Source organism: Novosphingobium sp., from assembly GCF_019748365.1.
Lineage (GTDB): Bacteria > Pseudomonadota > Alphaproteobacteria > Sphingomonadales > Sphingomonadaceae > Novosphingobium.
Genome location: NZ_JAIEPN010000003.1, coordinates 1 through 24,203, shown reverse-complemented (window position 1 = coordinate 24,203; position 24,203 = coordinate 1). Strand labels below are relative to the sequence as shown.

Below are 24,203 nucleotides of genomic sequence, written 5' to 3'. Positions count from 1 at the left end.
ACCTCAATCTGATTCAAAAGAATCTATAGATTAGATCTGGACCGACGCACTGATGCCTAGCCCTGCCGAAAAGCCGCTTCTCGCCACCCTCAAGGGGGCCAATCTTTCCCGCCGTCCGATCTGGCTGATGCGCCAGGCAGGGCGCTACCTTCCCGAGTACCGCGAGCTGCGGGCAGAGAAGGGCGGTTTCCTCGCGCTGGTCTATGATTCCGAGGCAGCGGCGGAAATCACGCTCCAGCCGCTGCGCCGGTTCGGCTTTGACGGGGCTATCCTGTTTTCGGACATCCTGATCGTGCCTTATGCGATGGGTCAGGATCTCCAGTTCCTTGCCGGTGAAGGCCCTGCACTCTCGCCCCGCCTGCTCGATGCAGGTCTGGAGACGCTCAGGAGCGTGCCTGAGCGCCTGACGCCGATCTATGACACCGTGGGCCTCGTCAGCGCGGCCTTGCCGCCTGAGGCCACCATGCTGGGTTTCGCAGGCAGCCCCTGGACCATCGCGACTTATATGGTGGCAGGCGAAGGCAGCCGCGACCAGCACGAGACCCGCGCACTGGCCTATCGAGATCCGGGTGCGTTCCAAGCGATCATCGATGCGATCGTCGATGTGACCGTGGAATACCTCAGCGGTCAGGTGAAAGCGGGCGCCGAGGGTCTGCAACTGTTCGACAGCTGGGCCGGCAGTCTTGCCCCCGCCGAGTTCGAACGCTGGGTGATCGGGCCCAATGCGCGGATCACCGAAGCCATGCACAAGCTGCACCCCGAGGTACCGATCATCGGCTTTCCGAAGGGCGCCGGCGAGAAGCTGGCGGCTTATGCACAGGGCACCGGCGTTGATGCCGTGGGTGTGGATGAAACGATCGACCCGGTGTGGGCGGCGAAGACGCTTCCAGCAGGCCTGCCAGTGCAAGGCAACCTCGATCCGCTGTTGCTGCTGGCGGGTGGACCGGCGCTGGAAGACGGCGCGCGGCGCGTGCTGGATGTCTTTGCCGACCGCCCGCATGTGTTCAACCTCGGCCATGGCATCGGGCAGTTCACGCCGATCCCGCATGTGGAGCGGCTGCTCGAGGTGGTGCGCGGCTGGTCGCATTGAGGGTACCTCCAGAGCCGGGCGGTCATACCCTCATGCTTGACCGAGCGCGGCGCGCGCTTCACGAGGATGTTACCCGTTCGACGGCTTACGGTTCCGGCGGGAAACCGCTACATTTGCGTCCATGCTGCAGGTACTCGCAATGCTCTATCTCTGGCTCAAGGCCGGCCATGTCATTTTCGTGATCTTCTGGATGGCGGGGCTGTTCATGCTGCCGCGCTTCTTCGTCTATCATCAGGAAGCGCCGGAGGGATCGCCCGAGAACGCGATCTGGATCGACCGCGAGCGCAAGCTGATGAAGATCATCATGTGGCCTTCGCTGTTCGTGGTCTGGGGTTTCGGCCTGGCGCTGGCAGTGAGCGGGGAATGGTTCACGCAACCCTGGTTTCACGCCAAGTTGGCGCTGGTGCTGGTGCTCAGCGGTTATCACCTGTGGCTGGCGACTTATGCCGCCAGGCTGGCGCGCGGCGAGCGGCAGCTGACCGGGCGGCAGCTGCGCTTGCTCAACGAAATTCCGGGCGTGACGGCCGCGCTGATCGTGGTGCTGGTGATCGTGAAGCCTTTCTGATCCGCAGAGTTCTTTGATTGACGCATAGTCCGGCGGGGCCTAAACGCGCTGGTGCATTCCGGTTTGGCAGCGCGTTCTCGCCCTGCCCCCTTTGGTCCGCTTTCCCCAAGCCCAACGACCCTCCGGCGCGCGCGATTGCCCCCTATCGGATAAAGACAAGATGCATCTCAAGGAACTGAAGAAGAAGACGCCCGCCGAACTCGTCCAGATGGCCGAGGAGCTTGATGTCGAGGGTGCGAGCACGCTGCGGCGGCAGGACCTGATGTTCGCCATCCTCAAGGAAGTAGCGGAAGACGGAGAGGAAATTCTCGGCATCGGCACGATCGAAGTGCTGCCGGACGGCTTCGGCTTCCTGCGCAGCCCCGAGGCGAACTATCTGGCCGGCCCGGACGATATCTACGTCTCGCCCAATCAGGTGAGAAAGTGGGGTCTGCGCACGGGTGACACTGTGGAAGGCGAGATCCGCGCGCCCAAGGACGGCGAGCGCTATTTCGCGATCACGCGGCTCATCAAGGTGAACTTCGACGAACCGGATGCGGTGCGCCACCGCGTCAACTTCGACAACCTGACGCCGCTCTATCCCAACGAGCGCCTGCGGCTCGATACGCTCGACCCCACGGTCAAGGACAAGTCGGCCCGCGTGATCGACCTCGTCAGCCCGCAGGGCAAGGGCCAGCGCGCGCTGATCGTGGCACCGCCGCGCACCGGCAAGACCGTGCTGCTGCAGAACATGGCGAAAGCGATCACCGACAACCATCCGGAAGTGTTCCTGCTGGTGCTGCTTGTCGACGAGCGCCCGGAAGAAGTGACCGACATGCAGCGCAGCGTGAAGGGTGAGGTGATCTCCTCGACCTTCGACGAGCCTGCCAGCCGCCACGTGCAGGTTGCCGAAATGGTCATCGAGAAGGCCAAGCGTCTCGTCGAGCACAAGCGCGATGTCGTGATCCTGCTCGATTCGATCACCCGCCTCGGCCGTGCCTACAACACCGTGGTGCCAAGCTCGGGCAAGGTGCTGACTGGCGGTGTGGACGCCAACGCGCTGCAGCGGCCCAAGCGCTTCTTTGGTGCTGCGCGCAACATCGAGGAAGGTGGCTCGCTTTCGATCATCGCCACCGCGCTGATCGATACCGGCAGCCGCATGGACGAAGTGATCTTCGAAGAGTTCAAGGGCACCGGTAACTCGGAAATCGTGCTCGACCGCAAGGTGGCAGACAAGCGCATCTTCCCGGCGCTGGACGTGGGCAAGAGCGGCACACGCAAGGAAGAGTTGCTCGTGCCGCAGGATCAGCTCAGCAAGATGTGGGTGCTGCGCCGCATCCTAATGCAGATGGGCACCATCGACGCGATGGAGTTCCTGCTCGACAAGATGAAGAACTCGAAGACCAACGAGGACTTCTTCGCGACGATGAATCAGTGAGAATGGATGGCGGCGCTCAGGTGTTCTGGAGCGCCGCCGCCATCATTTCCCAGAGCTTGTTCATGGCCTTCAGCGGCCGCACCATCACCTTGAAATCAATGATCTTTCCTTCGAGATCAAAGCGGATCAGATCGATGCCGTTGACGTGGATGCCGTCCACCGTCGCCGTGAATTCGAGCAGCGCTTCAGGCCCGTCGACCAGTTCGCGGACATAGGTGAAGCCGGTATCAGCGAAGACCTCGCCCGCAGCGGTGAGGTACATCAGGACCTTGGCATGGCCTTCCTGCGGGGTGTGCACCACCGGCGAGTGGAACACCGCGTCCGGGGCAATGAGCTCCGAGAGCAAGGCGGTATCGCCGGTGTGCATGTAGCGATGCCAGGCGGCGAGGCCGGTGTGCATGGTGTCTCTCTCCTGTTCGTGTCGCGGCTTTGTGGCACGTGAGCGACGCGCCGCCATTGATTCAGCGCAGGTTTGCGCCAGTCGTGGTGACATGACAACCGCTGACACGTGCGCAAAGGCATAGCCGGCCACGCAGCGCGGCCGGAGCCCGCCTCAGGTCAGGTGCGCCTTGAAGAAATCGCGCGTGCGCTCATCCGCAAGCTGTGCCCCGGCCTCATCGCGGCGTGAGCCCAATTCGGCCGCGAATCCATGATCGAGCCCAACGTAATCGTGCAGCACAACCTTGGCATGCGAATCGAGTGCGCCGTGAATCGCGGCCTGCGCCTCAGGCCCGACGAAGTGGTCGGCGGTCGGGATGTGCAGCATCAGCGGATTGGCGATCGCGTGCGCCTCGTTGAGCATCTGGTCGATCATCACGCCATAATAGCCGACGGAGGCGTCGATATCGGTGCGCGCCGCGGCCATATAGGCCATGCGCCCACCCAGGCAGAAACCGACCAGACCGACCTTGTCCACCGCCTGCACGTGGCGCAGCCAGTGGATCGCCGCTTCAATATCCTGTACGCCGAGATCGGCATCATATTGCCCGAAATAGCCGAGCGCGGTCTGGAACTCTTCCGGGACATCGGGATCGAGTTCGGCGCCGGGAGCAAAGCGCCAAAAGATATCCGGGGCGAGCGCGACATAGCCGAGCGCGGCCCAATCTTCGCACTTCGTGCGGATGCCTGCGTTCACGCCGAAGATTTCCGGAATGACGATGATCGCGGCTTCGGTCTGATCATCGGGCGTCGCGATATAGACCGGGATCTCGTTGTCGCCATTGAGGGTGGGGATCGTCGTCTTCTCGCCCATGGTGCTGATCCTCTTCGGATGGTTGTTCGTCGAGCTCCTGATTGGCGCTGTCGATGGACTTTGCCAAGAGCACATGACAGTGTTGCGGCCGTAGAGCGAAAGGCATGTCCATGAAAGTCAACGTCGAGGTGGAATGCACGCCGGAAGAGGCGCGCCGCTTTCTGGGTCTGCCGGATGTGACGCGGGCGAACGACATCTATGTCGATGCGATCGCCAAGGCGATGCAGGGCATGAACAGCGTTGACCAGCTCCAGGGCTTTGCCAAGCAGATCGCACCGATGGGCGAGATGGGTCTCAAGCTGTTCCAGCAATTTGTCGAGCAAGGCGCGGGCGCGGCGATGGCCGGGTTCAAGGCTGGCGCCTCGGGCGGCGAGAAGCCGAAGACCTGAACGACGTCTGCCGCCGGTGCCTGATACGATCTTCGCGCTGTCGTCCGGCGCGCCACCAGCAGCGATTGCCGTGATCCGCGTTAGCGGGCCGCAGGCCGGCGCCGCGTTGATGGCCTTGGCCGGCAGGCTGCCGCCGCCGCGCCGCGCGGTGCTCGCGGTGCTGAGCGACCCAGCTGGCGCGCCGCTGGATCAGGGCATGGTGTTGTGGCTTCCGGGTCCCGGCACGGCAACCGGTGAGGACAGCGCAGAACTCCACCTCCACGGCGGCCGCGCGGTTGTCGCGGCGGTGGAAGCCGCACTCAGCGCAGTGCCCGGCCTGCGCCGCGCCGAGCCGGGCGAGTTTACCCGCCGCGCCTTCGCCAATGGCCGCATCGATCTTGCTGAGGCCGAAGGGCTTGCGGACTTGCTCTCCGCCGAGACCGAACTGCAGCGGCGCGGTGCGCTTGCCATGGCTGGCGGTGCGCTGTCCCGGCTCGTGGCGGATTGGCGGAGCCGGGTGCTGGCACTTTCCGCCGCCATCGAGGCAGCGCTCGATTTTGCGGGCGACGACGAGATCGAGGATGATGGCGCCCTGCCGCCGGGTTTTGCGCAGGGCTGCGCTCTGCTGTCCGATGAGCTTGGCGGCTGGTTGGCGCGCCCGCGCGCCGAACCCCTGCGGGAGGGCTTCCGGGTCGTCCTCGCGGGCCCGCCCAATGCCGGAAAATCAACCTTGTTCAATGCCTTGGTCGAGGATGAGGCGGCAATCACGGCTGCTGAACCCGGCACGACGCGCGATGTGTTGGTGCGCGCGGTGGCGCTTGGCGGCGTGCCGTTCGCTTTTGTTGATACGGCCGGTCTGCGTGACGAGGGCGCTGGTGCCATCGAACAGATCGGCATCGCTCGCGCCCGCGCAGAGGCTGAACGGGCAGATCTCGTGCTGTGGCTAGGGCCGGAGGGCGAAGGGCCCGTGGGCCGGACGGTCTGGGAGATTGCTGCACAAGCGGACCGGAAGGACATTCCGTCAAAGCGCCATGCACGGTTCCGGGTTTCTGCGGTGACGGGGCAAGGGCTCGCTGCGCTGCAAGCGGGGCTGATTGATCATGCACGCGGCGCACTGCCGCAGCCGGGTGCGGTCGCGCTCAATGCGCGGCAACATGCTCTGCTCGCCGAGGTTGCGGTTGCCACTGGCGAGGCTGGCCGTTGCAGCGACGCCTTGCTCGCTGCGGAGAATCTGCGGCTGGCGCGCGTCGCGCTTGATCGACTTGTTGGCCGGGCCGGCACCGAAGACATGCTCGACGCGCTGTTCGGACGATTCTGCATCGGCAAGTGATGTTTCACGTGAAACACTGACAAGGCGGCGCGGCCCGCTTTGACGCGGCAGCGCGAATCGCATATCGCGGCGCCATGCACCAGTTCGATATCATCGTTGTCGGCGGCGGCCACGCCGGCGTCGAAGCGGCAGCCGTTGCCGCGCGGATGGGTGCGCGCACGGCGCTGGTTAGCTTCGATCCCGCGACCATTGGCGCCATGTCATGCAATCCTGCGATCGGCGGGCTGGGCAAGGGCCACCTTGTGCGCGAGGTCGATGCCTTCGACGGTCTCATTGCCCGTGCGGCGGATGAGGCTGCGATCCATTACCGGATGCTCAATCGGAGCAAGGGCAGCGCAGTCCAAGGACCGCGAGTGCAGGCGGACCGGAAGCTGTTTCGTGCCGCGATCCAGCGCATGGTATCCGCGCAGAGCGGGCTGACCGTCATTGCCGGTGAGGCGGCGGCGTTGCGGCTGGCGGGAGGCGCCGTCTGCGGTATCGACCTTGCCGATGGAACCGCACTGGCGGCGCGGGCGGTAGTGCTGTGCACGGGCACATTCCTCGGTGGCCGGTTGTTCCGCGGTGAAGAGCGGATGATCGGGGGCCGGATCGGTGAGAGTGCCGCGCATCGGCTGGCGCAGCAGTTGCGCGGGGCCGGGCTGCCGATGGCGCGACTCAAGACCGGCACGCCGCCCCGGCTTGACGGGCGGACGATTGACTGGTCGCGGCTGCCAGCGCAGCCGAGCGATGCCGAGCCTTGGACGATGTCGCCTCTGACCCGTATCCGCCCGCAGCCGCAAGTGTTCTGTGCGATTGCCCGGACCAACGCGCGGACGCATGACGCCATTCGCGCGGGCCTTGACCGTTCGCCTTTGTTCAGCGGGGCGATCGATGCGCAGGGACCGCGCTATTGCCCCTCGATCGAGGACAAGATCCATCGCTTTGGCGATCGGGACGGGCACCAGATTTTCCTCGAGCCCGAGAGCCTCGACGATCATGTGATCTATCCCAATGGCGTTTCGACGTCATTGCCGACCGATGTGCAGGTTGCGATGATGCGGTCGATGGAGGGGCTCGAAGCGGTCGACATTCTCGTGCCGGGCTATGCGGTCGAGTACGATCATATCGATCCGCGCGCGCTGCGGCGAAGCCTCGAGCTGCGGGATATGCCCGGTCTCTATTGCGCGGGGCAGATCAATGGCACGACCGGGTATGAGGAGGCGGCTGCGCAAGGCCTGGTTGCGGGGCTGCACGCCGCGTCCGCGGTACTCGGGCGTGAGGCTCCGGGGCTTGATCGAGCTTCGAGCTATATGGCGGTGATGGTGGATGATCTGACCATGCACGGCGTATCGGAGCCTTACCGCATGCTGACCGCGCGGGCGGAGTATCGGTTGCGGCTGCGTGCGAACAATGCTGCGACGCGGTTGACGCCGCTGGGACTGGCGGCAGGCTGCATCGGGCCCGAACGCGCCGCGTGGTTTGCCGCGAGGGAGGAAGCGCGAGCGCGGGCCGAAGCGGCGCTGGCGCAGGAAGTGCTGCCGACCGAGCTCATTGCCCATGGCGTCATGGTGCGCGGGGATGGAGTACGGCGGACCTTGCAAGAGTGGCTGCGTTTCCCTGAAGTGACCTTTGCAGCCCTTGAGCGCTGGCTGGGCGAGGCAATGCCGGGCGCCGATCTTGCGGAAGAGATCGCGGAGGATGCGGCCTATGCTCCCTATCTGGCGCGGCAGGAAGCCGAGCTGAAGCAGCTCAGGGCAAGCGATGGCGTGCCGCTGGGTGATCACTTTCCCTATGCCGAAGTTCCCGGCCTTTCGCGCGAGATGGTCGAGCGGCTGGAACGCGCGCAGCCCGATACGCTTGCGGCTGCGGGACGGGTTCCGGGCATCACGCCGGCGGCACTCGCGAGTCTGCTGGTCGCGGCGCGGCGGCGGGTGGCGGCATGATCCTGATTGGGGAGGCGGTGGCGCGGGACTGGCTAGCCGCGCGGCATGGTGAGGCCATGGCGCGGCTGGAGGTGCTCGTTCGTGCGCTGGCCAAGGAGAACGAGGGTCAGAATCTTGTGTCGCGACCATCGCTGGATTCGGTGTGGCAGCGGCATATCGTCGACAGTGCGCAGCTCCTGCATGTTTCACGTGAAACAGTGCCCGATGGGCCTTGGCTCGATCTGGGGAGCGGTGCGGGGTTTCCGGGGCTGGTGATTGCGGCGCTTCAGCCTGATCGGCCAGTGACCTTGGTCGATTCGCGGCGGCTGCGGACCGAGTGGCTCGCCCGGGCGGCGGCACTGATGGAGCTGACCAATGTCGAGGTCATTCTCGCGCGGGTGGAGGATCTGGCTGAACGGCAGTGGCACGTGATTTCCGCAAGGGCCTTTGCGCCGCTGGACCGGTTGCTTGAGGTTGCGGCGCGCTTTTCCACACCGGAGACATTGTGGCTGTTGCCGAAGGGGGCCAAGGCGCAGCATGAACTGGAAACGCTCGGTGCAGATTGGAATCACGTGTTTCACGTGGAACAATCATTGACCGATGCATCGGCTGGCATCATCGTTGGCCATCTGCACGGGCGCACCGGGATTCAACGCAAAGGCAAGGCCGCATCACGCAAGCGAGGTTCAGGTCGATGATCACGATAGCCGTCGCGAACCAGAAGGGCGGGGTGGGCAAGACCACCACCGCGATCAACATTGCCACGGCGCTCGCTGCGACCGGGTGGAAGGTCCTGCTCATCGATCTTGATCCGCAAGGCAATGCCTCGACCGGGATCGGAATCTCGGCGGCGGAGCGCGAGCGATCATCCTATGATCTGCTGATCGAGCAGGCGAGCGTGGCTTCGTGCATGATCCCGACGCGGATTCCAGGGCTGGACCTTATCCCCGCCACGGTTGACCTGTCAGGCGCCGAGGTGGAGCTGGTGAGTGCGACAGACCGCACCGGCAAGCTCCGCGCGGCGCTGGCCGAGGATGCGGGGCATGATATCTGCCTGATTGATTGTCCGCCTTCGCTGGGCCTCCTGACGCTTAACGCGATGACGGCGGCGAAAGCGCTGCTGGTGCCGCTGCAGTGCGAGTTCTTCGCGCTGGAAGGGCTGAGCCAGTTGCTGCAGACGGTGGAGCGGGTGCAGGAGCGGTTCAATCCGGATCTTGGCATCCTCGGTATCGTGCTCACCATGTATGACCGGCGCAACCGGCTGACCGATCAGGTGGCGGATGACGTGCGCTCCTGCCTGCATGGCCTGGTGTTCGAGGCCGTGATTCCGCGCAATGTGCGGCTGTCCGAAGCGCCGAGCCATGGGCTCCCGGCGCTGATCTACGACCATGCCTGCGCCGGTTCGCAGGCCTACATGAAGCTGGCACGCGAGCTGATCGGCCGCCTGCCGGAGCGGAGGAAAGCAGCATGAGCAGCGAGGCGGAGGCGGGTGGCGCCATCAAGGCTGCGAAGCGGCCGGCGCTGGGGCGCGGCCTTGGCGCGCTGCTGGGCGAGACGCGGCGCGAGGAAGTGGTTTCGCGGATTTCGGTTTCCGCGCCGGGTGAGCAGGTGGTCAGCGGCCTGGCCTCGCTGTCGGTCGCCTCGATCGAGCCGCATCCCGAGCAGCCGCGGCGGCACTTCGACGAGGATGCGCTGGAAGAGCTGGCGCGGTCGATCGCCGCGCGTGGGGTGATCCAGCCGGTGGTGGTGCGGCCGATGGGCGGCGGGCGCTACCAGCTCGTCGCGGGGGAGCGGCGCTGGCGCGCGGCGCAGCGCGCACGCCTGCACGAAATCCCGGCGATCGTGCGGCAACTCGACGACCGCGAGGTGACTGCGCTGGCGCTGATCGAGAACCTCCAGCGCGAAGATCTCAATCCGATCGAGGAAGCGCGGGCCTATCAGCGCCTGTCCGAACAGGACGGGCTGACGCAGCAGGAAATCGCCACCTTCGTCGACAAGTCGCGCAGCCATGTCGCGAACCTGATGCGGCTGCTGGTTCTGCCTAACGAAGTGCTCGATATGGTTGAGCGTGCGCAGCTTTCGATGGGCCATGCGCGGGCGCTGGCGGTGCTGCCGGATCCCGTTCCGCTGGCGCGCGAGACGGTCGCCAAGGGCCATTCGGTGCGCGACATCGAGCGGCTGGCGAAGCGGGCCATGCGGCCCGATACGGAGCCGCGCCGCGCGCGGGCCGGGCGCGATCCGGCAAGCTCCGCCGATATTGCGGCGGTCCAGGCGCATCTCGAGGAGTTCCTCGGGCTCAAGGTGACGATCCAGGCCGACGCGGATCCGCGCACCGGTTCGGTGACTATCCGCTACAAGACGCTCGATCAGCTTGATCTGATCTGCCAGCGGCTGACCGGCGGGGCTATTTAAGCGCCCCAGATTCTGCCCTCAAGGACTAGTTAACCGGTCGATTAATTTCGATTGACCGGACCGGACCGGTTTGCCTATCTTTGAAGGCGATAAGAGACACGAAACCGGAGAGCCTGCCATGTCGCTCGATCTGATTCCCCGATCCGCCTATACGCCCGATCACGAGGCGTTCCGCCAGACCGTGCGGCGCTATCTCGAAACCGAAATCGCGCCGCACGCCAACGAGTGGGCGGAAGCAGGCATCGTTCCCAAGTCGATCTGGCCCAAGGCGGGCGAGCTTGGCATGCTGTGCCCGACCGTTCCCGAGGAATACGGCGGCCTTGGCCTCGACTTCGGCTACAACGCCATCGTCGATGAAGAGAGCGCCTACTATGGCCGCGTTGCCACGGGCTTCTCGCTCCAGTCCGACATCGTGGTGAACTATCTCGTCTCGTATGGCTCGGAAGAACAGAAGCGCAAGTGGCTGCCCAAGATGGTCTCGGGCGAGGTGATCACCGCCATCGCGATGACCGAGCCGGGCACCGGTTCCGACCTTCAGGGCATGCGCACCAGCGCCAAGAAGGACGGCAACCACTACGTGATCAACGGGTCGAAGACCTACATCACCAATGGCCAGAACGCCGATCTCATCCTCGTGTGCTGCAAGACCGACACCGAGATCCAGCCGGCGTGGAAGGGTGTCTCGATCGTGCTGGTCGAGGCGGATCGCGAAGGCTTCAAGCGCGGCCGCAACCTCGACAAGATCGGTCAGGATGAAGCCGATACCTCGGAGCTGTTCTTCGAGGACGTGCGCGTGCCGATTACCAACTGCCTCGGCGAAGAAGGCAAGGGCTTCATCTATCTGATGAGCGAACTGCCGCAGGAGCGCCTGTCGATCGCCGTCAGTGCGCAGGCTTCGGCGCAGAAGGCGTTTGACGACACCGTTGCGTTCACCCGTGAGCGTAAGGCGTTCGGGAAGCCGATTCTCGATTTCCAGAACACCCGCTTCACGCTGGCGGATCTCAAGTCCAAGCTGCAGGTGGGCTGGGCGCACCTCGACTGGGCGCTGGCCCGCCACCTCAAGCGCGAGCTGACTGCCGAGGAGGGCGCCGCGGCCAAGCTGTGGCACACCGAACTGCAGTGGGAAGTGATGGACAAGTGCCTCCAGCTCCACGGCGGCGCCGGTTACATGAATGAATACGCGATTGCCCGTGCCTGGCGCGGTGCGCGCGTGACGCGCATTTTCGGCGGCACCAACGAGATCATGAAGGAGCTGATCGGCCGCAAGCTCTGACTACGAGCCCTTGCTGAACAAGAAACCCCGCCGGGCGAACCGGCGGGGTTTTCTGTTTGGCCAGTATCAGGCGCCGTTGAATCAGCTGCCGACGTAGACCCGCTTTTCCTTCACGCGCTTGGTGCGCACTGGGCGGTAGACCACATTGCGCACGCGTTCGCGCACATAAGTGACCGTGGTCGTGCGGGTTTCGGTGCAGGGAGGGGGATTGTTGCAGCAGTTGTTCTGCATGGTCATCACCGGAACCATGACATAGCCGTAAGGCGCATAGCCATAGGCCGGATAGGCCCCAGGATAGCCACCCTGCGCCCCATAGGGAAACACGCCGGGATACGGCTGCTGCGGTGCATAGCTGCTGAAGAATGCCTCGCACTCGCGTTCACGGTTCTTGTCGATCGACTTGCCGATCGCACCGCCTGCCACCGCGCCCGCAGCAGCACCGGCGACGGTGCCGAGCACGCGGTTGCCCGAGGCGATCCGGTTGCCGACCACGCCGCCTAGCACTCCGCCGATAACCGCGCCCGTCGTGCCGCTATGGCGTCGTTCGACACCCTGACACTTCTCCACCATCTCGCGGTAGCGAGGGTCCGCTTCAGGCTGAGGATAGGCCCCCGGCGGGGGATAGCTGCCCGGCGCAGGGGCATAGGCGCCGGGCGCTGCGCCCGGGGGTGGAGCATAAGTACCCTGCCATGTGCCCTGCCAGGTCCCCTGATAGGCGCCGGGATAGCCCGAAGCCCAGCCGCCTTGCGGCGCGGGTGGCGGCGCCTGATCTTGCGCGAATGCCGGTGCGGCGAGCGAAGCGGCGACGCCGACAGTCAGAAGGGCACGGATAAGTCTCGCCATGGTGATCCCCTGCACGGGCCGGATACGCGGGACTGCCGCGCAGGAATCCGGTCTTAACGCGTCGTTTAGCATCGCAAGCCGCCGCCGACCAAGGGTTGCGGTGCGCCTGTGCCGAAACGGGGCACCAGTGGCGGCCCCTCCCGCTGGCTGGATCAAATCCGCTCGGCAAGCAAGCGCGCGAGGGCCTCGATCCCGGCGGCATCCTCGGCGTCAAAACGATCGAGGAGCGGGCTGTCGAGATCGATGACCGCGATCACCGCGCCTTCGCGGATGACAGGCACCACCAGTTCGGACCGGCTGGCGGCGTCGCAGGCGATATGACCGGGGAAGGCATGAACATCAGGCACCACCTGCGTCTCGCCTGTGGCGGCAGCGGTGCCGCAGACGCCCTGACCTAATGCGATGCGGATGCAGGCTGGCTTGCCGGAAAAGGGTCCGAGAACAAGCTCGCCGCCAACCATCCGGTAGAACCCCGCCCAGTTGAGATCGGGCAGGAACTGGCTGAGCAGCGCGGCGCAATTGGCCATGTTGGCAATCGCGTCGGGCTCATCGTGCGTGATCGCGCGGGCCGCATCGGCAAGGTCGGCATAGAGCGCGGGCTTGGGTTGGCCGGCAACGGGGACAAAGTCGTACATGATTTGGCCTTAGCAGGCCGTTCGCTTGGCCGCGAGGGCCATTGCGGGAACGCGGCCCGGCTTCTAGACAAGGCCCCATGTCCACCATTCGCAAGACCCTGACCGGGCTCGTCATTGTCCTCGTCGTGCTCGGCCTCGCCGCCGTATGGCTGATGCGCGGCGACACCGCACAGCTCACGCTCGACAAGACCACCGGGCCGAAGCCTGAACTCGCCGAAGCGGCGCCGCAGTGGTTCCCCACCATCGGCATCGCAAAGCCGGTCGGCTGGGCCGCGGGCGAAACGCCGGTGGCGGCCGAGGGCCTTGTCGTGACGCGGTTTGCCGACAAGCTCGATCATCCCCGGACGCTTACCGTGCTGCCCAATGGCGATGTGCTCGCCGCTGAAACCAACGGCCCTGCGCAGCGGGGGCCGGGCGGCCTCACCGGGCTGGTCATGGGCTATCTGCTCAAGTCTGCCGGCGCGGGGGAGGCGTCGCCAAACAAGATCGTGGTGCTGCGCGACAGCAATGGCGATGGCACCGCTGACCAGCGCTTCGAGATGAGCAATCCGGGGCTTGATTCTCCCTTCGGCATGGTTCTGCGCGAAGGCCGGCTCTATGTTGGCAACCACAATGCCGTGGTCTCGTGGCCGTTCACGCCGGGGCAGACCACGCTCGCCGGCAAGCCGGAAAAGCTGATGGACCTCCCCGGCGGCGGCAACCACTGGGCGCGCAACCTTTCGCTGAGCCCGGACGGCAAGCTGCTCTACGTCTCGGTCGGTTCGGCCTCCAACATTGGCGAGAACGGGCTCGACAAGGAAAAAGGCCGCGCGGCGATCTACGAGTATGATTTCGAACGTAAGAGCTCGCGCGAATATGCCCAGGGCCTGCGCAATCCCAACGGGCTGGACTGGAATCCGCGCAGCGGCGAGCTGTGGACCACGGTGAACGAGCGCGACATGCTCGGCTCCGACCTTGTGCCTGATTACCTCACCAATGTCCCGCTCGGCGCGCAATATGGCTGGCCTTGGGTGTACTGGAAGAAGAACATCGACTGGCGCGTCAACGATCCCATGCCGCGCGACATGTTCTCCTATGTCCGCAAGCCCGAATACGGCCTCGGCTCGCACGTCGCGCCGCTGGGGCTGGCCTTTGCGCGCGGGGGCAACCTGATGGGAGAGCGCTTCGCCAGCGGGGCCTTCATCGCGCGGCATGGTTCGTGGAACCGCAAGCCGCTTTCGGGCTATGACGTTGTTTTCGTGGCGTTCGACAACAACGGCAATGCACTGCCGCAGCCACCGGTGCCGGTGCTGACAGGCTTCCTGACCAAGGACAGCAAAACACACGGTCGTCCGACCTGGGTCGCCTTTGCCAAGGATGGCGCGCTGCTGGTGAGCGATGATACCGGCGGCGTGATCTGGCGCGTGGTGGCTCCGGGCGCGAAGCCGGCGGCGGAAATCGTGCCGATCCCGGCAACGCCGATGCCGCCCGCGCCCAAGCCGGGCACCAAGTTCATCGTCAAGCCGACGATGGATTCGGACCTGACCAAACCGCAGAACTAGAGGCTGCGGCCTGCGCGCCCGGCGAGTTCGTTGACATATTGCCAGGCGACGCGGCCCGAACGGCTGCCGCGCTGCTTCGACCAGGTGAGCGCGTCATCCTCGGCAAAGCTCAGCCCGTAGTGCGCGGCATAGCCCGCGATGATCGCAAGGTAATCATCCTGCGAGCAGGCGTGGAAGCCGAGCGAGAGGCCAAACCGATCCGCCAGCGCAAGGCGGTCGTCGACGACGTCGCGTGGATTGATCGGGTCGTCCTGCTCGGCCATGTGCCGCTCGACGATGGCGCGGCGGTTCGAGGTGACGGCGAGGCGCACGTTGGCGGGGCGGGCCTCGACACCGCCTTCCAGCCACGAGCGCAGACGGCGGGCGTCGCCCGAATCGCCTGCATCGAACCCGAGATCATCGAGCAGGATCAGGAAGCGGCGGTCCACCGTGCGCAGCGCGCCCAGCAGTGTGGCCAGACTTTCATCCGGCGACGCCTGAATCAGCGCGATCCGCCCCGGATGCGCATCCTGCGCCGCGCGGACGGCAGAGCGGACCAGTGCGGATTTGCCCATGCCGCGTGAACCCCACAGCAGCATGTCGTGCGCCGCTGCACCGGAAGCGAGGCGCAGGACGTTGTCCGCTACGGCGGTTTTCTGGGCCTCGATGCCTTTGATCAGCGCCAATGGCGGCGCCTCGAGCGGATCGACCGCGCGCGCTGCCGTGCCGGTCCAGACATAGGCGGGATGTGCGTGCCAGTCGGTCGCGGCGGGCAGTTGCGGAGCGAGTCGCTCCAGCGCTGCCGCGATACGTTCGAGCGGCTCGCTCATCCGGTCAGCGCCTCGCTGTCCAGATCATAATAGAGCGCCGCGCCGGCCATCGCTGCCGCACCGAGCCCGCGTGCTTCGGGGACGATCGTGCGGTTGAACACCTTGGTGACGGCGGTCTTCTCCACCGAGCCGGTGGCGCGGGCCTGTCGGGCGAGCTGCCAACCGGCGACCGCGACCGCGCACATCGTGAGGAACGGCACGCTGCCGGCGAGCTTGTCGTCGAGCGTGGCATCGCCGCTCGCCATCCACGAGCCGATGGCGGCCGCATCCTTGGCGAGCGAGGCGACTTCAGGGACGTCCTGCATCTCGGCGGAGATGTCTGCCATCAGCGCTTGCAGCACGCCGCCCGCTTCCATGCCGAGCTTGCGGGTGACGAGATCGGCGGCCTGGATGCCGTTGGTGCCTTCGTAGATCGGGGCGATACGCGCGTCGCGATAGTGCTGCGCGGCGCCGGTCTCCTCGACGAAGCCCATGCCGCCGTGGATCTGGATGCCGAGGCTGGCGACTTCGCAGCCGACATCGGTGCCCCAGGCCTTGAGCAGCGGCACGAGGAGCTCGGCGCGGGCACCCGCGGCCTTGTCGCCCAGCAGGCCGCGATCGACCTGGCCGGCGGTGTAGTAGAGCAGCGCGCGCGAGCCTTCGGTAAGGGCACGCATGCGCAGGATCATGCGGCGCACGTCGGGGTGCTCGATGATCGCAACCGGGTTCTTGTCGGGCGAACCGGCGCGGGCGGACTGGACGCGGTCGCGCGCGTAGATCCGGGCCTGCTGCAGCGCGCGTTCGGCGATCTGCACGCCCTGGCTGCCGACGTTGATGCGCGCCGAGTTCATCATCGTGAACATGGCCTTGAGGCCCTCGTTCTCGTGCCCGACGAGTTCGCCGATGCATTCCCCGTTGTCACCGTAGGACATGACGCAAGTGGGCGAGACGTTGATGCCGAGCTTGTGCTCGATGGAAACGGAGCGCAGGTCGTTGCGCGCGCCCAGCGAGCCATCGGCATTCACGTGATACTTGGGCACGATGAACAGCGAGATGCCGCGCGAACCGGCGGGCGCGCCGGGGGTGCGGGCGAGAACGAGGTGGATCACGTTCTCGGCCAGCTCATGCTCGCCCCAGGTGATGTAGATCTTTGTGCCGGCGATACGGTACTTGCCCGCGTGCGGGCCGTCTTCGATCTTCACCGCCGTGCTGCGCAGCGCGCCAACGTCGGAGCCGGCCTGCGGCTCGGTGAGGTTCATCGTGCCCGACCATGCGCCCGAGATCAGGTTGGGCAGATACATCGCCTTCTGCGCTTCGCTGCCATGGTGATCGAGCGCCTCGATCGCGCCGACCGTGAGCATCGGCAGCAGGGTGAAGCCCATATTGGCCGCGCCGAGCGTTTCGAGCACGCAGGTGGCGAGCGTGAAAGGCAGACCCTGTCCGCCAAACTCGGCCGGACCGGCAATCGAGCCCCAGCCCTGTTCGACGAAAGCCTTGTAGGCCTCGGCATAGCCCGCGGGCGAGGAGACCACGCCGTCCTTGCAATGCGCGCCTTCGGTATCGCCGATTCGGTTGAGCGGGGCCCATTCGCCAGCGGCAAAGGCGCCAATGCCCTCGGCAATCGCCTCGACCACGTCGGGCGTGGCCGCGGCGTAGCGTTCATGCGCTGCGAGCTCGTCAATTCCGGCGCAGACGCGCATGGCCAGGACCTGGTCTTCAGTGGGGGCGATAAAGCTCATGCGCTCTTTTCCTTGGCAGCCTCTGTCGAGGGCTATAGCGGCAAGCCATGACCGCGCAAATGTCTCCAAACGTGCTGCCCGCCGATAGCGCCGGGATTGCCGAGGCCGTGCGTCTGCTGACGGCAGGGGGGACCGTGGCGGTGCCGACCGAGACGGTCTACGGGCTGGCTGCCCGTGCTGACAGCGATGCGGCGGTGGCGGCGATCTACCGTGCCAAGGGGCGGCCTGATTTCAACCCGCTGATTGTTCACGTCCCCGATGTGGCGGCGGCGGAAGGACTTGCGGTGCTGGACGGACGCGCGAGGTCACTGGCGGCGGCCTTCTGGCCGGGGCCGCTGACCATGGTCCTGCCGCGCCGGGATGATGCGCCGCTGGCCGCCGCGGTCACGGCTGGGTTGCCCACCGTCGCCCTGCGGGTTCCCGCCCATCCGGTGATGCGGGCCTTGCTTGGCGCAGCAGGTCTGCCGCTGGCAGCGCCCTCGGCCAATCGTAGCGGCGGTGTCAGCCCAACCAGCGCGGTGCATGTCGCGGCTTCGCTGGGGGCGCGGGCCGATCTCATTCTCGATGGTGGTGAGACGCAGCAAGGCCTCGAATCGACGATCGTTGCTTTGCGCTCCGACGGTGGCTGGCAGGTGCTGCGACCGGGACCCGTGACCGAGGCCGAACTTGCCGCCGTTCTCGGGGCGGATGCCGAAGCCATGGCGTCAGACGAGGCACGCATCGAGGCACCGGGGCAGCTTGCCAGCCACTATGCGCCGGGCAAGCCGGTGCGGCTTGGCGCGGTCACCGCTGGGCCGGGCGAATTCCTGATCGGCTTTGGGGGCGTTGCGGGTGCCGTGTCGCTTTCCGAAGCGGGCGATCTCATTGAAGCCGCAGCGCGGCTCTATGCCTGCCTTCACCAGGCCGCTGCTGCACCGGAGTCGCGGATCGCGGTTGCGCCGATTCCCGAAGACGGCATCGGCGTTGCCATCAACGATCGGCTGCGCCGCGCGGCTGCCTAGAGCCTGTCCTGATGAGGTGGAGGCATCGGCACGGAGCCGATTTTGGCCCAGCGCGAGGCGAGAGGAGGGAGCTATGCTGGCCCATAGTGACCGACGATCAACGCTGCGATGGGCCAAAAGCGGCCCGCCCCTTCGGGGTCGCGTCAGGAAGCCCCTCGGACAGCGTCGCGCCGCTGGCACGGGCTACCAGCCCGCGCTGCGCGGCGCTCCTTGCCGAGAAGCTTCCTGACGCGATGACGATGCCTCCACCTCATCAGGACAGGCTCTAGCGTTCCTTGCGGAGCAGCGTGATCTCGCCGCTGATCCGATTGGCTTCGGCGCAGGCGGCAGTCTGCCCGCGATTGCAGGCCTCGAGCTGGCGGCTGTACTTCCTCTCCAGCTTGGCGATCAGCGCTTCGCGCTTGTACGCGGCGCGGTCCGCCTCGGGCTGGCTCGAAGCTTCCGCTATGCCGCTCGACAGAACCATGACGCCAAGGACGGAAAAAAGCAGGGATCGGGACAAGCGCCGGTGGCCTTTCACAACAGGACGCCAAGGCCTAGCCCAACGATCCTTGCCGCACCATGACCGGTGTGGTGATCAAGGCTCGCAAGTCAGCGTGCCCGAACCCATCGCGTTGACCTTGCACTGCGCACGGCCTTTGACCGTGACCGAGCCGGAACCCATGATGTCGGCCTTGACCTGACCGTCCGACGCGAAGCGCGCATCGCCTGATCCGGCGATCTCGACCTTGGCATCTTCGGCGCTGAGGCCGGCAAGATCGGCCGAGCCTGATCCGGCGACCGAGATCTTGAGCGATTTTGCCTTGCCGCCTGCCTTGAAATCGCCCGAGCCGATCACTTCGACCTTGAGTTCGTTGGTGTCGACCACAGGCACTTCGATATCGCCGGAACCGGCAATGCTGATGCTGGCGGCATCACCGCGCAGGGCATCGGCGTGCATCGTGCCTGACCCCGCCATGACCAGCCGCCGCGCCGCCGGGACGGTCACGTTGATCGTGGCGAGATCATCCGAACCGCCGATCTTCCAACCTTCGCGGCCGATGGCGAGCTTGCCATCCTTGAGCACGAAGCGCAGCCTGTCCTTGGCATCCTCGTTGCCCTCTACCGTGATCGCGAGCTTGTCGCCCTGAACCACGCGCACATTGTCCGGGCCGAGCAGGGTGATTTCCTCGGGTGCCTTGGCCGTGAGATCGAGTTCGGCGAGTCGCACGCCCTTCATGCCGTTCATTTCCATTGTCACGCCGTCGCAGGCGCTGAGCGAAAGGGCGATGGCGGCCACGGCGATCCCGCCGAGCGTGCGGACGATATCCTTGATCATGGCGCACTCCTTGAAGATGGTGTGTTGCCTCTATAAGGCACTGAGACGCCTCACGCCAAGTCGTCCGCCGATCCCCGTTGTCGGTTTGCCGGAGCGATGGGCACGAAAAAGGGCCGCCGGAGTGATCCGGCGGCCCTTTTTTGTGAGCGCCTCCACCTCTCCCCAAAGAGGCGGAGGGCGCAGCTGGCCTCAGGCCGTTTCGTAGTACTTCGGCGCGTGCTCGTTGAGGATCGCGAGGATCTTCTTGAGCGCGGCGGGCTCGTCCGTCTTTTCCATGGCGGCGAGTTCGCGCGCCAGACGCGAAGACGCGGCTTCGAAGATCTGGCGTTCGGAGTAGCTCTGTTCCGGCTGGTCATCAGCGCGGAACAGATCGCGCGTCACTTCCGCGATCGAGACGAGATCGCCCGAGTTGATCTTGGCTTCGTATTCCTGCGCACGGCGCGACCACATCGTGCGCTTGACCTTGGGCTTGCCCTTAAGGGTATCGAGCGCTTCACGCAGCGTCTTGTCCGAAGACAGCTTGCGCATACCGATCGCCTCAACCTTGTTGACGGGCACGCGCAGGGTCATGCGTTCTTTTTCGAAGCGCAGCACATAGAGCTGCAGCTTCATGCCTGCAATTTCCTCGTTCTGAAGTTCCACCACACGGCCAACACCGTGCTTGGGATAGACCACGTAATCCCCAACATCGAAGGCAAGTGCCTTGGTTGCCATTGCTTATCCTTTCGGCGCAGCAGGGACGAAGGCAAGGTGGGGCAGAGACGCCCCCGGACAGCAATCCGGGCCCTTTGGGGGGAGGTCCGGCAAACGACCGTCTTTAAACGCGGTCTACAAGCACTGCGATCCGTTTGCCGTTTGTCCTGCCTTAGCGTGTTGTTGGCGACAGGGAGGATCGTTCCGCCCAGCGCTTGCGGGCGTATATAGCAGCTCTGTCACAAAAATGCCAGAGGTAAGGGTGCGGATACTGCGCCAAAGTGCCGTGGTTCCGAGGGCGCAACCGGGGCGCCCACCCGGACCCTGCGGCAAGGCGGTCAGTCGCCCTCGCCGGGCTCGGCCGAGAAGTACTTTTCGAACTTGCCGTCTTCGCCCTTGTGATCGTCGGCGTCGGCAGGGGCGTCCTTCTTGGTGGTGATGTTGGGCCACTCGGCCGAGTACTTCGCGTTGAGTTCGAGCCACTGCTCAAGGCCGCTTTCGGTATCGGGCAGGATGGCTTCGGCCGGGCACTCGGGCTCGCACACGCCGCAGTCGATGCACTCGCTGGGATTGATCACCAGCATGTTCTCGCCCTCGTAGAAGCAATCCACCGGGCAAACCTCGACGCAATCCATGAACTTGCAGCGAATGCAGGCTTCGGTAACGACATAGGTCATGGCAGTGGCAGTCCCTCAGGTTCGGTTTGGGCGGGTTCAGGTAAATCCGACTGGCTTGCTAGAGGGGGTGAGCCCGCTGCGTCAAGCACCTCATAACACCCCCTGGCTTCTTCGACAGGGCCGCGCCGCCGGGGAAGCTGTTCCACCGTGATCACCCTGACGCCGCTGCGCAGTGGGAGGACCAGCACGTCGCCGCAGCGAACCGCGGTGCTTGCTCGCTCGATTCGGCGACCATTGAGGCGGATATGCCCTTCGGCAATCCACTCCTGCGCGAGGCTGCGAGAGCCCGAAAAACGCAGGAACCACAAAAGCTTGTCGATACGCAGGGTGCCTTCGCCAGCCATCAGCGAATCAGCTCGGCCAGCACGGCGAAAGCGCCGGTTGGCGGTGATGCCGGTGTTGCGGCGGCGCGCGCTGGAGCGTTGCGGGGCGGGCGCCAGTCCCACATCGGCGGGGCGGGAGGGCCGTGTGCGGCCTCGTCGAGCAATCGCGCCATATGCACGCGAAATCCTGCGGCACGCAGCAGCGCGGCATAGCCTGCGGTGGCGAGACCCATCGAGCGGGCGAGCGCGGGATCGAGCGGATAGCGCTTTGCCGTGGCACCGATCCGGCAGCGGTGTGCAGCCTGCAGCAGTTTCTCGGCGAGATCGACGCGGATCGCCTGTGCGCCTGCGCGGCGATAACCGGCAGGCGGTCTCTTTGCGGCGACGACAGCCGGAAGATTGCCTGGCGGCAGCAGCGGCGCTTCGCCGCGCAGCGCGGCGAGCTTGCACCACAATGCGAGCGGGCCGGGCTTGAGCACGGCAGGAACGAACAGATCCAGCGCCCCGATGCGCACGCCGAGGCGGCGCAGTGCATCGCGCTGCCGGCCATCCAGCCTGTCGAGCGCCGCATCCTCGCGCGCCAGCACGCCGCCTCCGGCAACGAGCAGCAGCAGCAGCGCGCGCAGATCGGGGCCGGACTGCGGCGCCCGGGCTGCCTCCGCGAGCCGGGCGAGGGGCCCGAGGTCGGCGGAAATGTGCCGGTTCAGCCAGCTCTCGAGTGCGCTGATCAGCTGCGGGCGCTGGCGCGCGGAAAGCAGGCCGAGCGTTGTATCGAGCCGCAGCCGCGGCTCCAGCATGGTCTTGCCGGGCTCGAGCCGGGCCACGACGAGGCCGTTCCAGCTCAGCGCGCCCTGCTCCAGCACGAGGCCGCCAGGTTCCGCAGCCGCTGCGATCAGCGCATCGGCGCGCGCGGAAAGGAGGCCGGGGAGGTGACGCTCGGCCGCGGCGAGCAGCAGCTTGCGGTCCGACGCGCGGGCCAGCGGATCGACCACAAAGCGGAAGCCTTCTAGGTGGCCGATGGGCTCATCGTCGACGAGCACGGCGCCTGCATCACTGATTCGCACCGGCAGCAGCGAGGCATCGCCGCCGGCCTTGCGCATGAGCACGGTGGTGCGGCGGTTGACGAAGCGTTCGGTGAGGCGGGCGTGGAGCGCATCCGAGAGGCGCGTCTCGACAGCACGGGCGCGGGCGGCCATTTCGTCTCGCGCCAGCACCCAGTCTGGACGCTGGGTGATGTAGGCCCAACTGCGCACCGCGGCGATTCGGCCCTGCAGCGTATCGATATCGCCGGAGGGATTGTCCTGCTGCGCGATGGCCTGCGCGACATAATCCGCGCCGAGGTAGCCATGGCGCAAGTCCTGCCACAAGCGGGCGACGAAGCGCGAGTGCGTCTCGGCACCCTGCTGGCGGAAATCGGGAAGCGAGCAGACCTGCCAGAAGCGCTGCACCGAGCTGCGGCCTCGCACCGTGCCCGCGACCTCGGGCTCGTCGGCCAGGCGCTTCAGCACGGCCAGATCGATGGCTTGGGGGGCGGGGGAGAGTTCCAGTTGCGGGGGCGGGCTTTCCAGGTCCTCGATCAGCGTTGTCAGGCTGTCGAAGCGCGGCTCGGCCTCCCGCCAGAACAGGCGGGTGAGCGGGGGGAAACGGTGCTCCTCGATCGCGTAGACTTCCTCGTCGGCAAATTCAGGATCATGGCCGCCCATGCCTGCGAGCGTGCCGAACGTGCCATCCTTGTGGTGCCGCCCGGCGCGACCGGCGATCTGGGCCATTTCGGCGGTCGTCAGGCGGCGGTGGCGGTGGCCGTCGTACTTGGAAAGGCCCGCGAAGGCGACATGGCTGACATCGAGATTGAGCCCCATGCCGATGGCGTCGGTGGCGACGAGGTAATCGACTTCGCCCGCCTGATACATGGCGACCTGGGCATTGCGGGTCTGCGGGCTGAGCGCCCCCATCACCACTGCCGCGCCGCCGCGAAAGCGCCGCAACATTTCGGCCATCGCGTAGACCTGCTCGGCAGAGAAGGCGACGATGGCGCTTCGGGGCGGGATGCGGCTCAGTTTCTTCGCGCCGACATGGCTCAGCGTGGAAAAGCGCGGGCGGCTGACGACCTCGACACCCGGCACCAGCGCCTTGACCATCGGTTCGAGCGTGGCCGAGCCGAGCAGCATCGTCTCCTCGCGGCCCCGCGTGTGGAGCAGCCGGTCGGTAAAGACGTGGCCGCGTTCGGGATCGGCGGCGAGCTGGGCCTCATCAAGCGCGACGAAGGCAAGATCCGGCCGGCTCGGCATCGCTTCCACCGTGCAGAGGTGCCAGCGCGCATTGGGCGGCTCGATCCGCTCCTCGCCGGTGATCAGCGCGACGTTGGCCTCGCCCTTGATCTTGCAGACGCGGTCATAGACCTCGCGCGCCAGCAGGCGCAGCGGAAAGCCGATGGCGCCGGAGGAGTGGGCGCAAAGGCGTTCGATGGCGAGGTGAGTCTTGCCCGTGTTGGTCGGGCCGAGCACAGCCTTGACCGGGCTGCGGTCGCGGTCAGCGCGCGAAGGCAAGGGGCTGGCCATGCCTTCGAATGTGGCAAGACCGCCTGCATGGTGCAAGCGGCCATTGGGGCTTTATCCAGAGGCTGTGCTGCGAACACGCCCTCCCCCGACCCCTCCCGCAGGCGGGAGGGGGGAATAGAGGATCAGCCGTCGTAGTCTGCGCCGAGCGAGGTATTGCGCACCGGCGCCGCTGCGGTGATGCGCAGCGCTTCGGCCGACTGCGAGAGCGAGCCGATTTCGTCGACCTGATCGTCGTCGTCCGGCAGCACGCGCTGCATCGACTGGATCAGGTTTTCCTTGAGCACGGCCGGTCGCACGGTCGATTCGGCGATTTCGCGCAGCGCGACGACCGGGTTCTTGTCACGGTCGCGATCGACGGTCAGTTCCGCGCCGCCCGAAATCGCGCGAGCGCGCTCGGCAGCCAGCAGCACGAGATCGAAGCGGTTGGGGATCTTGTCGACGCAATCTTCGACGGTAACGCGCGCCATGCGGGGGCACTC

At 65.9% G+C, this 24,203-nt stretch carries 25 protein-coding genes; 12 read left to right on the top strand and 13 right to left on the bottom strand.

Annotated elements, in window-relative coordinates:
- The first annotated feature begins 52 nt into the window (after positions 1-52).
- The 3 genes from hemE to rho all read left to right on the top strand — a co-directional run bounded on the left by hemE (position 53) and on the right by rho (position 3,072).
- Positions 53-1,090 carry a uroporphyrinogen decarboxylase gene (hemE, locus tag K5Q19_RS00295; protein ID WP_292939589.1) on the top strand — a complete coding sequence of 346 codons (1,038 nt, stop codon included), beginning with the start codon at positions 53-55 and terminating at the stop codon, positions 1,088-1,090.
- Between the two features lie 121 nt (positions 1,091-1,211).
- Positions 1,212-1,655, top strand: coding sequence for a CopD family protein (locus tag K5Q19_RS00290; RefSeq protein WP_292939586.1), 444 nt, complete (start codon positions 1,212-1,214; stop codon positions 1,653-1,655).
- Positions 1,656-1,815: 160 nt separating this feature from the next.
- Positions 1,816-3,072, top strand: coding sequence for a transcription termination factor Rho (rho, locus tag K5Q19_RS00285; RefSeq protein WP_292939583.1), 1,257 nt, complete (start codon positions 1,816-1,818; stop codon positions 3,070-3,072).
- A gap of 16 nt (positions 3,073-3,088) precedes the next feature.
- Here rho and K5Q19_RS00280 read toward each other — a convergent pair whose 3' ends face one another.
- The gene (locus K5Q19_RS00280; RefSeq protein ID WP_292939580.1) at positions 3,089-3,472 is read right to left on the bottom strand and encodes a nuclear transport factor 2 family protein; all 384 of its coding nucleotides are present in this window, start codon (positions 3,470-3,472) and stop codon (positions 3,089-3,091) included.
- Positions 3,473-3,625: 153 nt separating this feature from the next.
- Positions 3,626-4,324, bottom strand: coding sequence for a dienelactone hydrolase family protein (locus K5Q19_RS00275; protein WP_292939577.1), 699 nt, complete (start codon positions 4,322-4,324; stop codon positions 3,626-3,628).
- A gap of 110 nt (positions 4,325-4,434) precedes the next feature.
- Between K5Q19_RS00275 and K5Q19_RS00270 the strand changes: the two genes are divergently transcribed.
- The 7 genes from K5Q19_RS00270 (at position 4,435) to K5Q19_RS00240 (ending at position 11,608) form a co-directional block, all read left to right on the top strand.
- Positions 4,435-4,713 carry a DUF6489 family protein gene (locus K5Q19_RS00270; protein ID WP_292939794.1) on the top strand — a complete coding sequence of 93 codons (279 nt, stop codon included), beginning with the start codon at positions 4,435-4,437 and terminating at the stop codon, positions 4,711-4,713.
- Between the two features lie 16 nt (positions 4,714-4,729).
- Positions 4,730-6,022, top strand: coding sequence for a tRNA uridine-5-carboxymethylaminomethyl(34) synthesis GTPase MnmE (gene mnmE, locus K5Q19_RS00265; protein WP_292939574.1), 1,293 nt, complete (start codon positions 4,730-4,732; stop codon positions 6,020-6,022).
- Positions 6,023-6,096: 74 nt separating this feature from the next.
- Positions 6,097-7,944, top strand: a complete 1,848-nt coding sequence (gene mnmG, locus K5Q19_RS00260; protein WP_292939571.1) for a tRNA uridine-5-carboxymethylaminomethyl(34) synthesis enzyme MnmG — start codon at positions 6,097-6,099, stop codon at positions 7,942-7,944.
- Positions 7,941-8,621, top strand: a complete 681-nt coding sequence (gene rsmG / locus K5Q19_RS00255; protein WP_292939568.1) for a 16S rRNA (guanine(527)-N(7))-methyltransferase RsmG — start codon at positions 7,941-7,943, stop codon at positions 8,619-8,621. The genes mnmG and rsmG overlap by 4 nt, the downstream gene beginning before the upstream one ends.
- A complete protein-coding gene (locus K5Q19_RS00250; protein WP_292939565.1) occupies positions 8,618-9,394 on the top strand; it encodes an AAA family ATPase in 777 nt (258 codons plus the stop codon). Before rsmG ends, K5Q19_RS00250 begins: the two co-directional genes overlap by 4 nt.
- Positions 9,391-10,335: a ParB/RepB/Spo0J family partition protein gene (locus K5Q19_RS00245; protein WP_292939562.1), complete on the top strand. Its 945-nt coding sequence runs from the start codon at positions 9,391-9,393 to the stop codon at positions 10,333-10,335. The genes K5Q19_RS00250 and K5Q19_RS00245 overlap by 4 nt, the downstream gene beginning before the upstream one ends.
- Positions 10,336-10,453: 118 nt before the next feature.
- Positions 10,454-11,608, top strand: a complete 1,155-nt coding sequence (locus tag K5Q19_RS00240) for an acyl-CoA dehydrogenase family protein (protein WP_292939559.1) — start codon at positions 10,454-10,456, stop codon at positions 11,606-11,608.
- Between the two features lie 81 nt (positions 11,609-11,689).
- Here the strand turns inward: K5Q19_RS00240 and K5Q19_RS00235 are convergent, their stop codons facing one another.
- Positions 11,690-12,451 carry a glycine zipper 2TM domain-containing protein gene (locus K5Q19_RS00235; RefSeq protein ID WP_292939556.1) on the bottom strand — a complete coding sequence of 254 codons (762 nt, stop codon included), beginning with the start codon at positions 12,449-12,451 and terminating at the stop codon, positions 11,690-11,692.
- 152 nt (positions 12,452-12,603) lie between these two features.
- Positions 12,604-13,086, bottom strand: a complete 483-nt coding sequence (locus K5Q19_RS00230) for a GAF domain-containing protein (RefSeq protein ID WP_292939553.1) — start codon at positions 13,084-13,086, stop codon at positions 12,604-12,606.
- A gap of 77 nt (positions 13,087-13,163) precedes the next feature.
- Here K5Q19_RS00230 and K5Q19_RS00225 point away from each other — a divergent pair, with 77 nt between their 5' ends.
- The gene (locus K5Q19_RS00225; protein WP_292939550.1) at positions 13,164-14,627 is read left to right on the top strand and encodes a sorbosone dehydrogenase family protein; all 1,464 of its coding nucleotides are present in this window, start codon (positions 13,164-13,166) and stop codon (positions 14,625-14,627) included.
- On the opposite strand, the gene K5Q19_RS00220 is transcribed toward K5Q19_RS00225, so the two are convergent.
- Entirely contained in the window at positions 14,624-15,436 is an 813-nt protein-coding gene (locus tag K5Q19_RS00220; RefSeq protein ID WP_292939547.1) for an ATP-binding protein, read from the bottom strand. The genes K5Q19_RS00225 and K5Q19_RS00220 overlap by 4 nt on opposite strands.
- The gene (locus K5Q19_RS00215) at positions 15,433-17,154 is read right to left on the bottom strand and encodes an acyl-CoA dehydrogenase (protein WP_292939544.1); all 1,722 of its coding nucleotides are present in this window, start codon (positions 17,152-17,154) and stop codon (positions 15,433-15,435) included. Before K5Q19_RS00215 ends, K5Q19_RS00220 begins: the two co-directional genes overlap by 4 nt.
- Positions 17,155-17,201: 47 nt before the next feature.
- Here K5Q19_RS00215 and K5Q19_RS00210 point away from each other — a divergent pair, with 47 nt between their 5' ends.
- The gene (locus tag K5Q19_RS00210) at positions 17,202-18,155 is read left to right on the top strand and encodes an L-threonylcarbamoyladenylate synthase (protein WP_292939541.1); all 954 of its coding nucleotides are present in this window, start codon (positions 17,202-17,204) and stop codon (positions 18,153-18,155) included.
- Positions 18,156-18,420: 265 nt separating this feature from the next.
- Here K5Q19_RS00210 and K5Q19_RS00205 read toward each other — a convergent pair whose 3' ends face one another.
- From K5Q19_RS00205 to rpoZ, 7 genes are all read right to left on the bottom strand, one after another.
- Positions 18,421-18,657, bottom strand: coding sequence for a hypothetical protein (locus K5Q19_RS00205; RefSeq protein ID WP_292939538.1), 237 nt, complete (start codon positions 18,655-18,657; stop codon positions 18,421-18,423).
- A 75-nt stretch (positions 18,658-18,732) separates the two neighbouring features.
- Positions 18,733-19,473, bottom strand: coding sequence for a head GIN domain-containing protein (locus K5Q19_RS00200; protein WP_292939535.1), 741 nt, complete (start codon positions 19,471-19,473; stop codon positions 18,733-18,735).
- Positions 19,474-19,662: 189 nt separating this feature from the next.
- Positions 19,663-20,187 carry a CarD family transcriptional regulator gene (locus K5Q19_RS00195; protein ID WP_067906430.1) on the bottom strand — a complete coding sequence of 175 codons (525 nt, stop codon included), beginning with the start codon at positions 20,185-20,187 and terminating at the stop codon, positions 19,663-19,665.
- Positions 20,188-20,504: 317 nt separating this feature from the next.
- Entirely contained in the window at positions 20,505-20,843 is a 339-nt protein-coding gene (fdxA, locus tag K5Q19_RS00190) for a ferredoxin FdxA (RefSeq protein WP_292939529.1), read from the bottom strand.
- A complete protein-coding gene (locus K5Q19_RS00185; protein ID WP_292939526.1) occupies positions 20,840-21,187 on the bottom strand; it encodes a S4 domain-containing protein in 348 nt (115 codons plus the stop codon). The genes fdxA and K5Q19_RS00185 overlap by 4 nt, the downstream gene beginning before the upstream one ends.
- Positions 21,187-23,724, bottom strand: a complete 2,538-nt coding sequence (locus K5Q19_RS00180) for a helicase-related protein (RefSeq protein WP_292939523.1) — start codon at positions 23,722-23,724, stop codon at positions 21,187-21,189. Before K5Q19_RS00180 ends, K5Q19_RS00185 begins: the two co-directional genes overlap by 1 nt.
- Positions 23,725-23,846: 122 nt before the next feature.
- The gene (gene rpoZ / locus K5Q19_RS00175; protein WP_292939791.1) at positions 23,847-24,191 is read right to left on the bottom strand and encodes a DNA-directed RNA polymerase subunit omega; all 345 of its coding nucleotides are present in this window, start codon (positions 24,189-24,191) and stop codon (positions 23,847-23,849) included.
- Positions 24,192-24,203: the final 12 nt, after the last annotated feature.

What these genes read in the sequence shown, in the direction of transcription:
- K5Q19_RS00200 (WP_292939535.1), bottom strand. Translation starts at nt 19,473, where the DNA reads ATGATCAAGGATATCGTCCGCACGCTCGGCGGGATCGCCGTGGCCGCC.
- rho (WP_292939583.1), top strand. Translation starts at nt 1,816, where the DNA reads ATGCATCTCAAGGAACTGAAGAAGAAGACGCCCGCCGAACTCGTCCAG.
- rpoZ (WP_292939791.1), bottom strand. Translation starts at nt 24,191, where the DNA reads ATGGCGCGCGTTACCGTCGAAGATTGCGTCGACAAGATCCCCAACCGC.
- K5Q19_RS00210 (WP_292939541.1), top strand. Translation starts at nt 17,202, where the DNA reads ATGACCGCGCAAATGTCTCCAAACGTGCTGCCCGCCGATAGCGCCGGG.
- K5Q19_RS00220 (WP_292939547.1), bottom strand. Translation starts at nt 15,436, where the DNA reads ATGAGCGAGCCGCTCGAACGTATCGCGGCAGCGCTGGAGCGACTCGCT.
- K5Q19_RS00245 (WP_292939562.1), top strand. Translation starts at nt 9,391, where the DNA reads ATGAGCAGCGAGGCGGAGGCGGGTGGCGCCATCAAGGCTGCGAAGCGG.
- K5Q19_RS00270 (WP_292939794.1), top strand. Translation starts at nt 4,435, where the DNA reads ATGAAAGTCAACGTCGAGGTGGAATGCACGCCGGAAGAGGCGCGCCGC.
- hemE (WP_292939589.1), top strand. Translation starts at nt 53, where the DNA reads ATGCCTAGCCCTGCCGAAAAGCCGCTTCTCGCCACCCTCAAGGGGGCC.
- K5Q19_RS00185 (WP_292939526.1), bottom strand. Translation starts at nt 21,187, where the DNA reads ATGGCTGGCGAAGGCACCCTGCGTATCGACAAGCTTTTGTGGTTCCTG.
- K5Q19_RS00250 (WP_292939565.1), top strand. Translation starts at nt 8,618, where the DNA reads ATGATCACGATAGCCGTCGCGAACCAGAAGGGCGGGGTGGGCAAGACC.
- K5Q19_RS00195 (WP_067906430.1), bottom strand. Translation starts at nt 20,187, where the DNA reads ATGGCAACCAAGGCACTTGCCTTCGATGTTGGGGATTACGTGGTCTAT.
- K5Q19_RS00275 (WP_292939577.1), bottom strand. Translation starts at nt 4,324, where the DNA reads ATGGGCGAGAAGACGACGATCCCCACCCTCAATGGCGACAACGAGATC.
- K5Q19_RS00240 (WP_292939559.1), top strand. Translation starts at nt 10,454, where the DNA reads ATGTCGCTCGATCTGATTCCCCGATCCGCCTATACGCCCGATCACGAG.
- K5Q19_RS00280 (WP_292939580.1), bottom strand. Translation starts at nt 3,472, where the DNA reads ATGCACACCGGCCTCGCCGCCTGGCATCGCTACATGCACACCGGCGAT.
- K5Q19_RS00180 (WP_292939523.1), bottom strand. Translation starts at nt 23,724, where the DNA reads ATGGCCAGCCCCTTGCCTTCGCGCGCTGACCGCGACCGCAGCCCGGTC.
- K5Q19_RS00225 (WP_292939550.1), top strand. Translation starts at nt 13,164, where the DNA reads ATGTCCACCATTCGCAAGACCCTGACCGGGCTCGTCATTGTCCTCGTC.
- fdxA (WP_292939529.1), bottom strand. Translation starts at nt 20,843, where the DNA reads ATGACCTATGTCGTTACCGAAGCCTGCATTCGCTGCAAGTTCATGGAT.
- K5Q19_RS00235 (WP_292939556.1), bottom strand. Translation starts at nt 12,451, where the DNA reads ATGGCGAGACTTATCCGTGCCCTTCTGACTGTCGGCGTCGCCGCTTCG.
- mnmG (WP_292939571.1), top strand. Translation starts at nt 6,097, where the DNA reads ATGCACCAGTTCGATATCATCGTTGTCGGCGGCGGCCACGCCGGCGTC.
- K5Q19_RS00290 (WP_292939586.1), top strand. Translation starts at nt 1,212, where the DNA reads ATGCTGCAGGTACTCGCAATGCTCTATCTCTGGCTCAAGGCCGGCCAT.
- rsmG (WP_292939568.1), top strand. Translation starts at nt 7,941, where the DNA reads ATGATCCTGATTGGGGAGGCGGTGGCGCGGGACTGGCTAGCCGCGCGG.
- K5Q19_RS00215 (WP_292939544.1), bottom strand. Translation starts at nt 17,154, where the DNA reads ATGAGCTTTATCGCCCCCACTGAAGACCAGGTCCTGGCCATGCGCGTC.
- K5Q19_RS00230 (WP_292939553.1), bottom strand. Translation starts at nt 13,086, where the DNA reads ATGTACGACTTTGTCCCCGTTGCCGGCCAACCCAAGCCCGCGCTCTAT.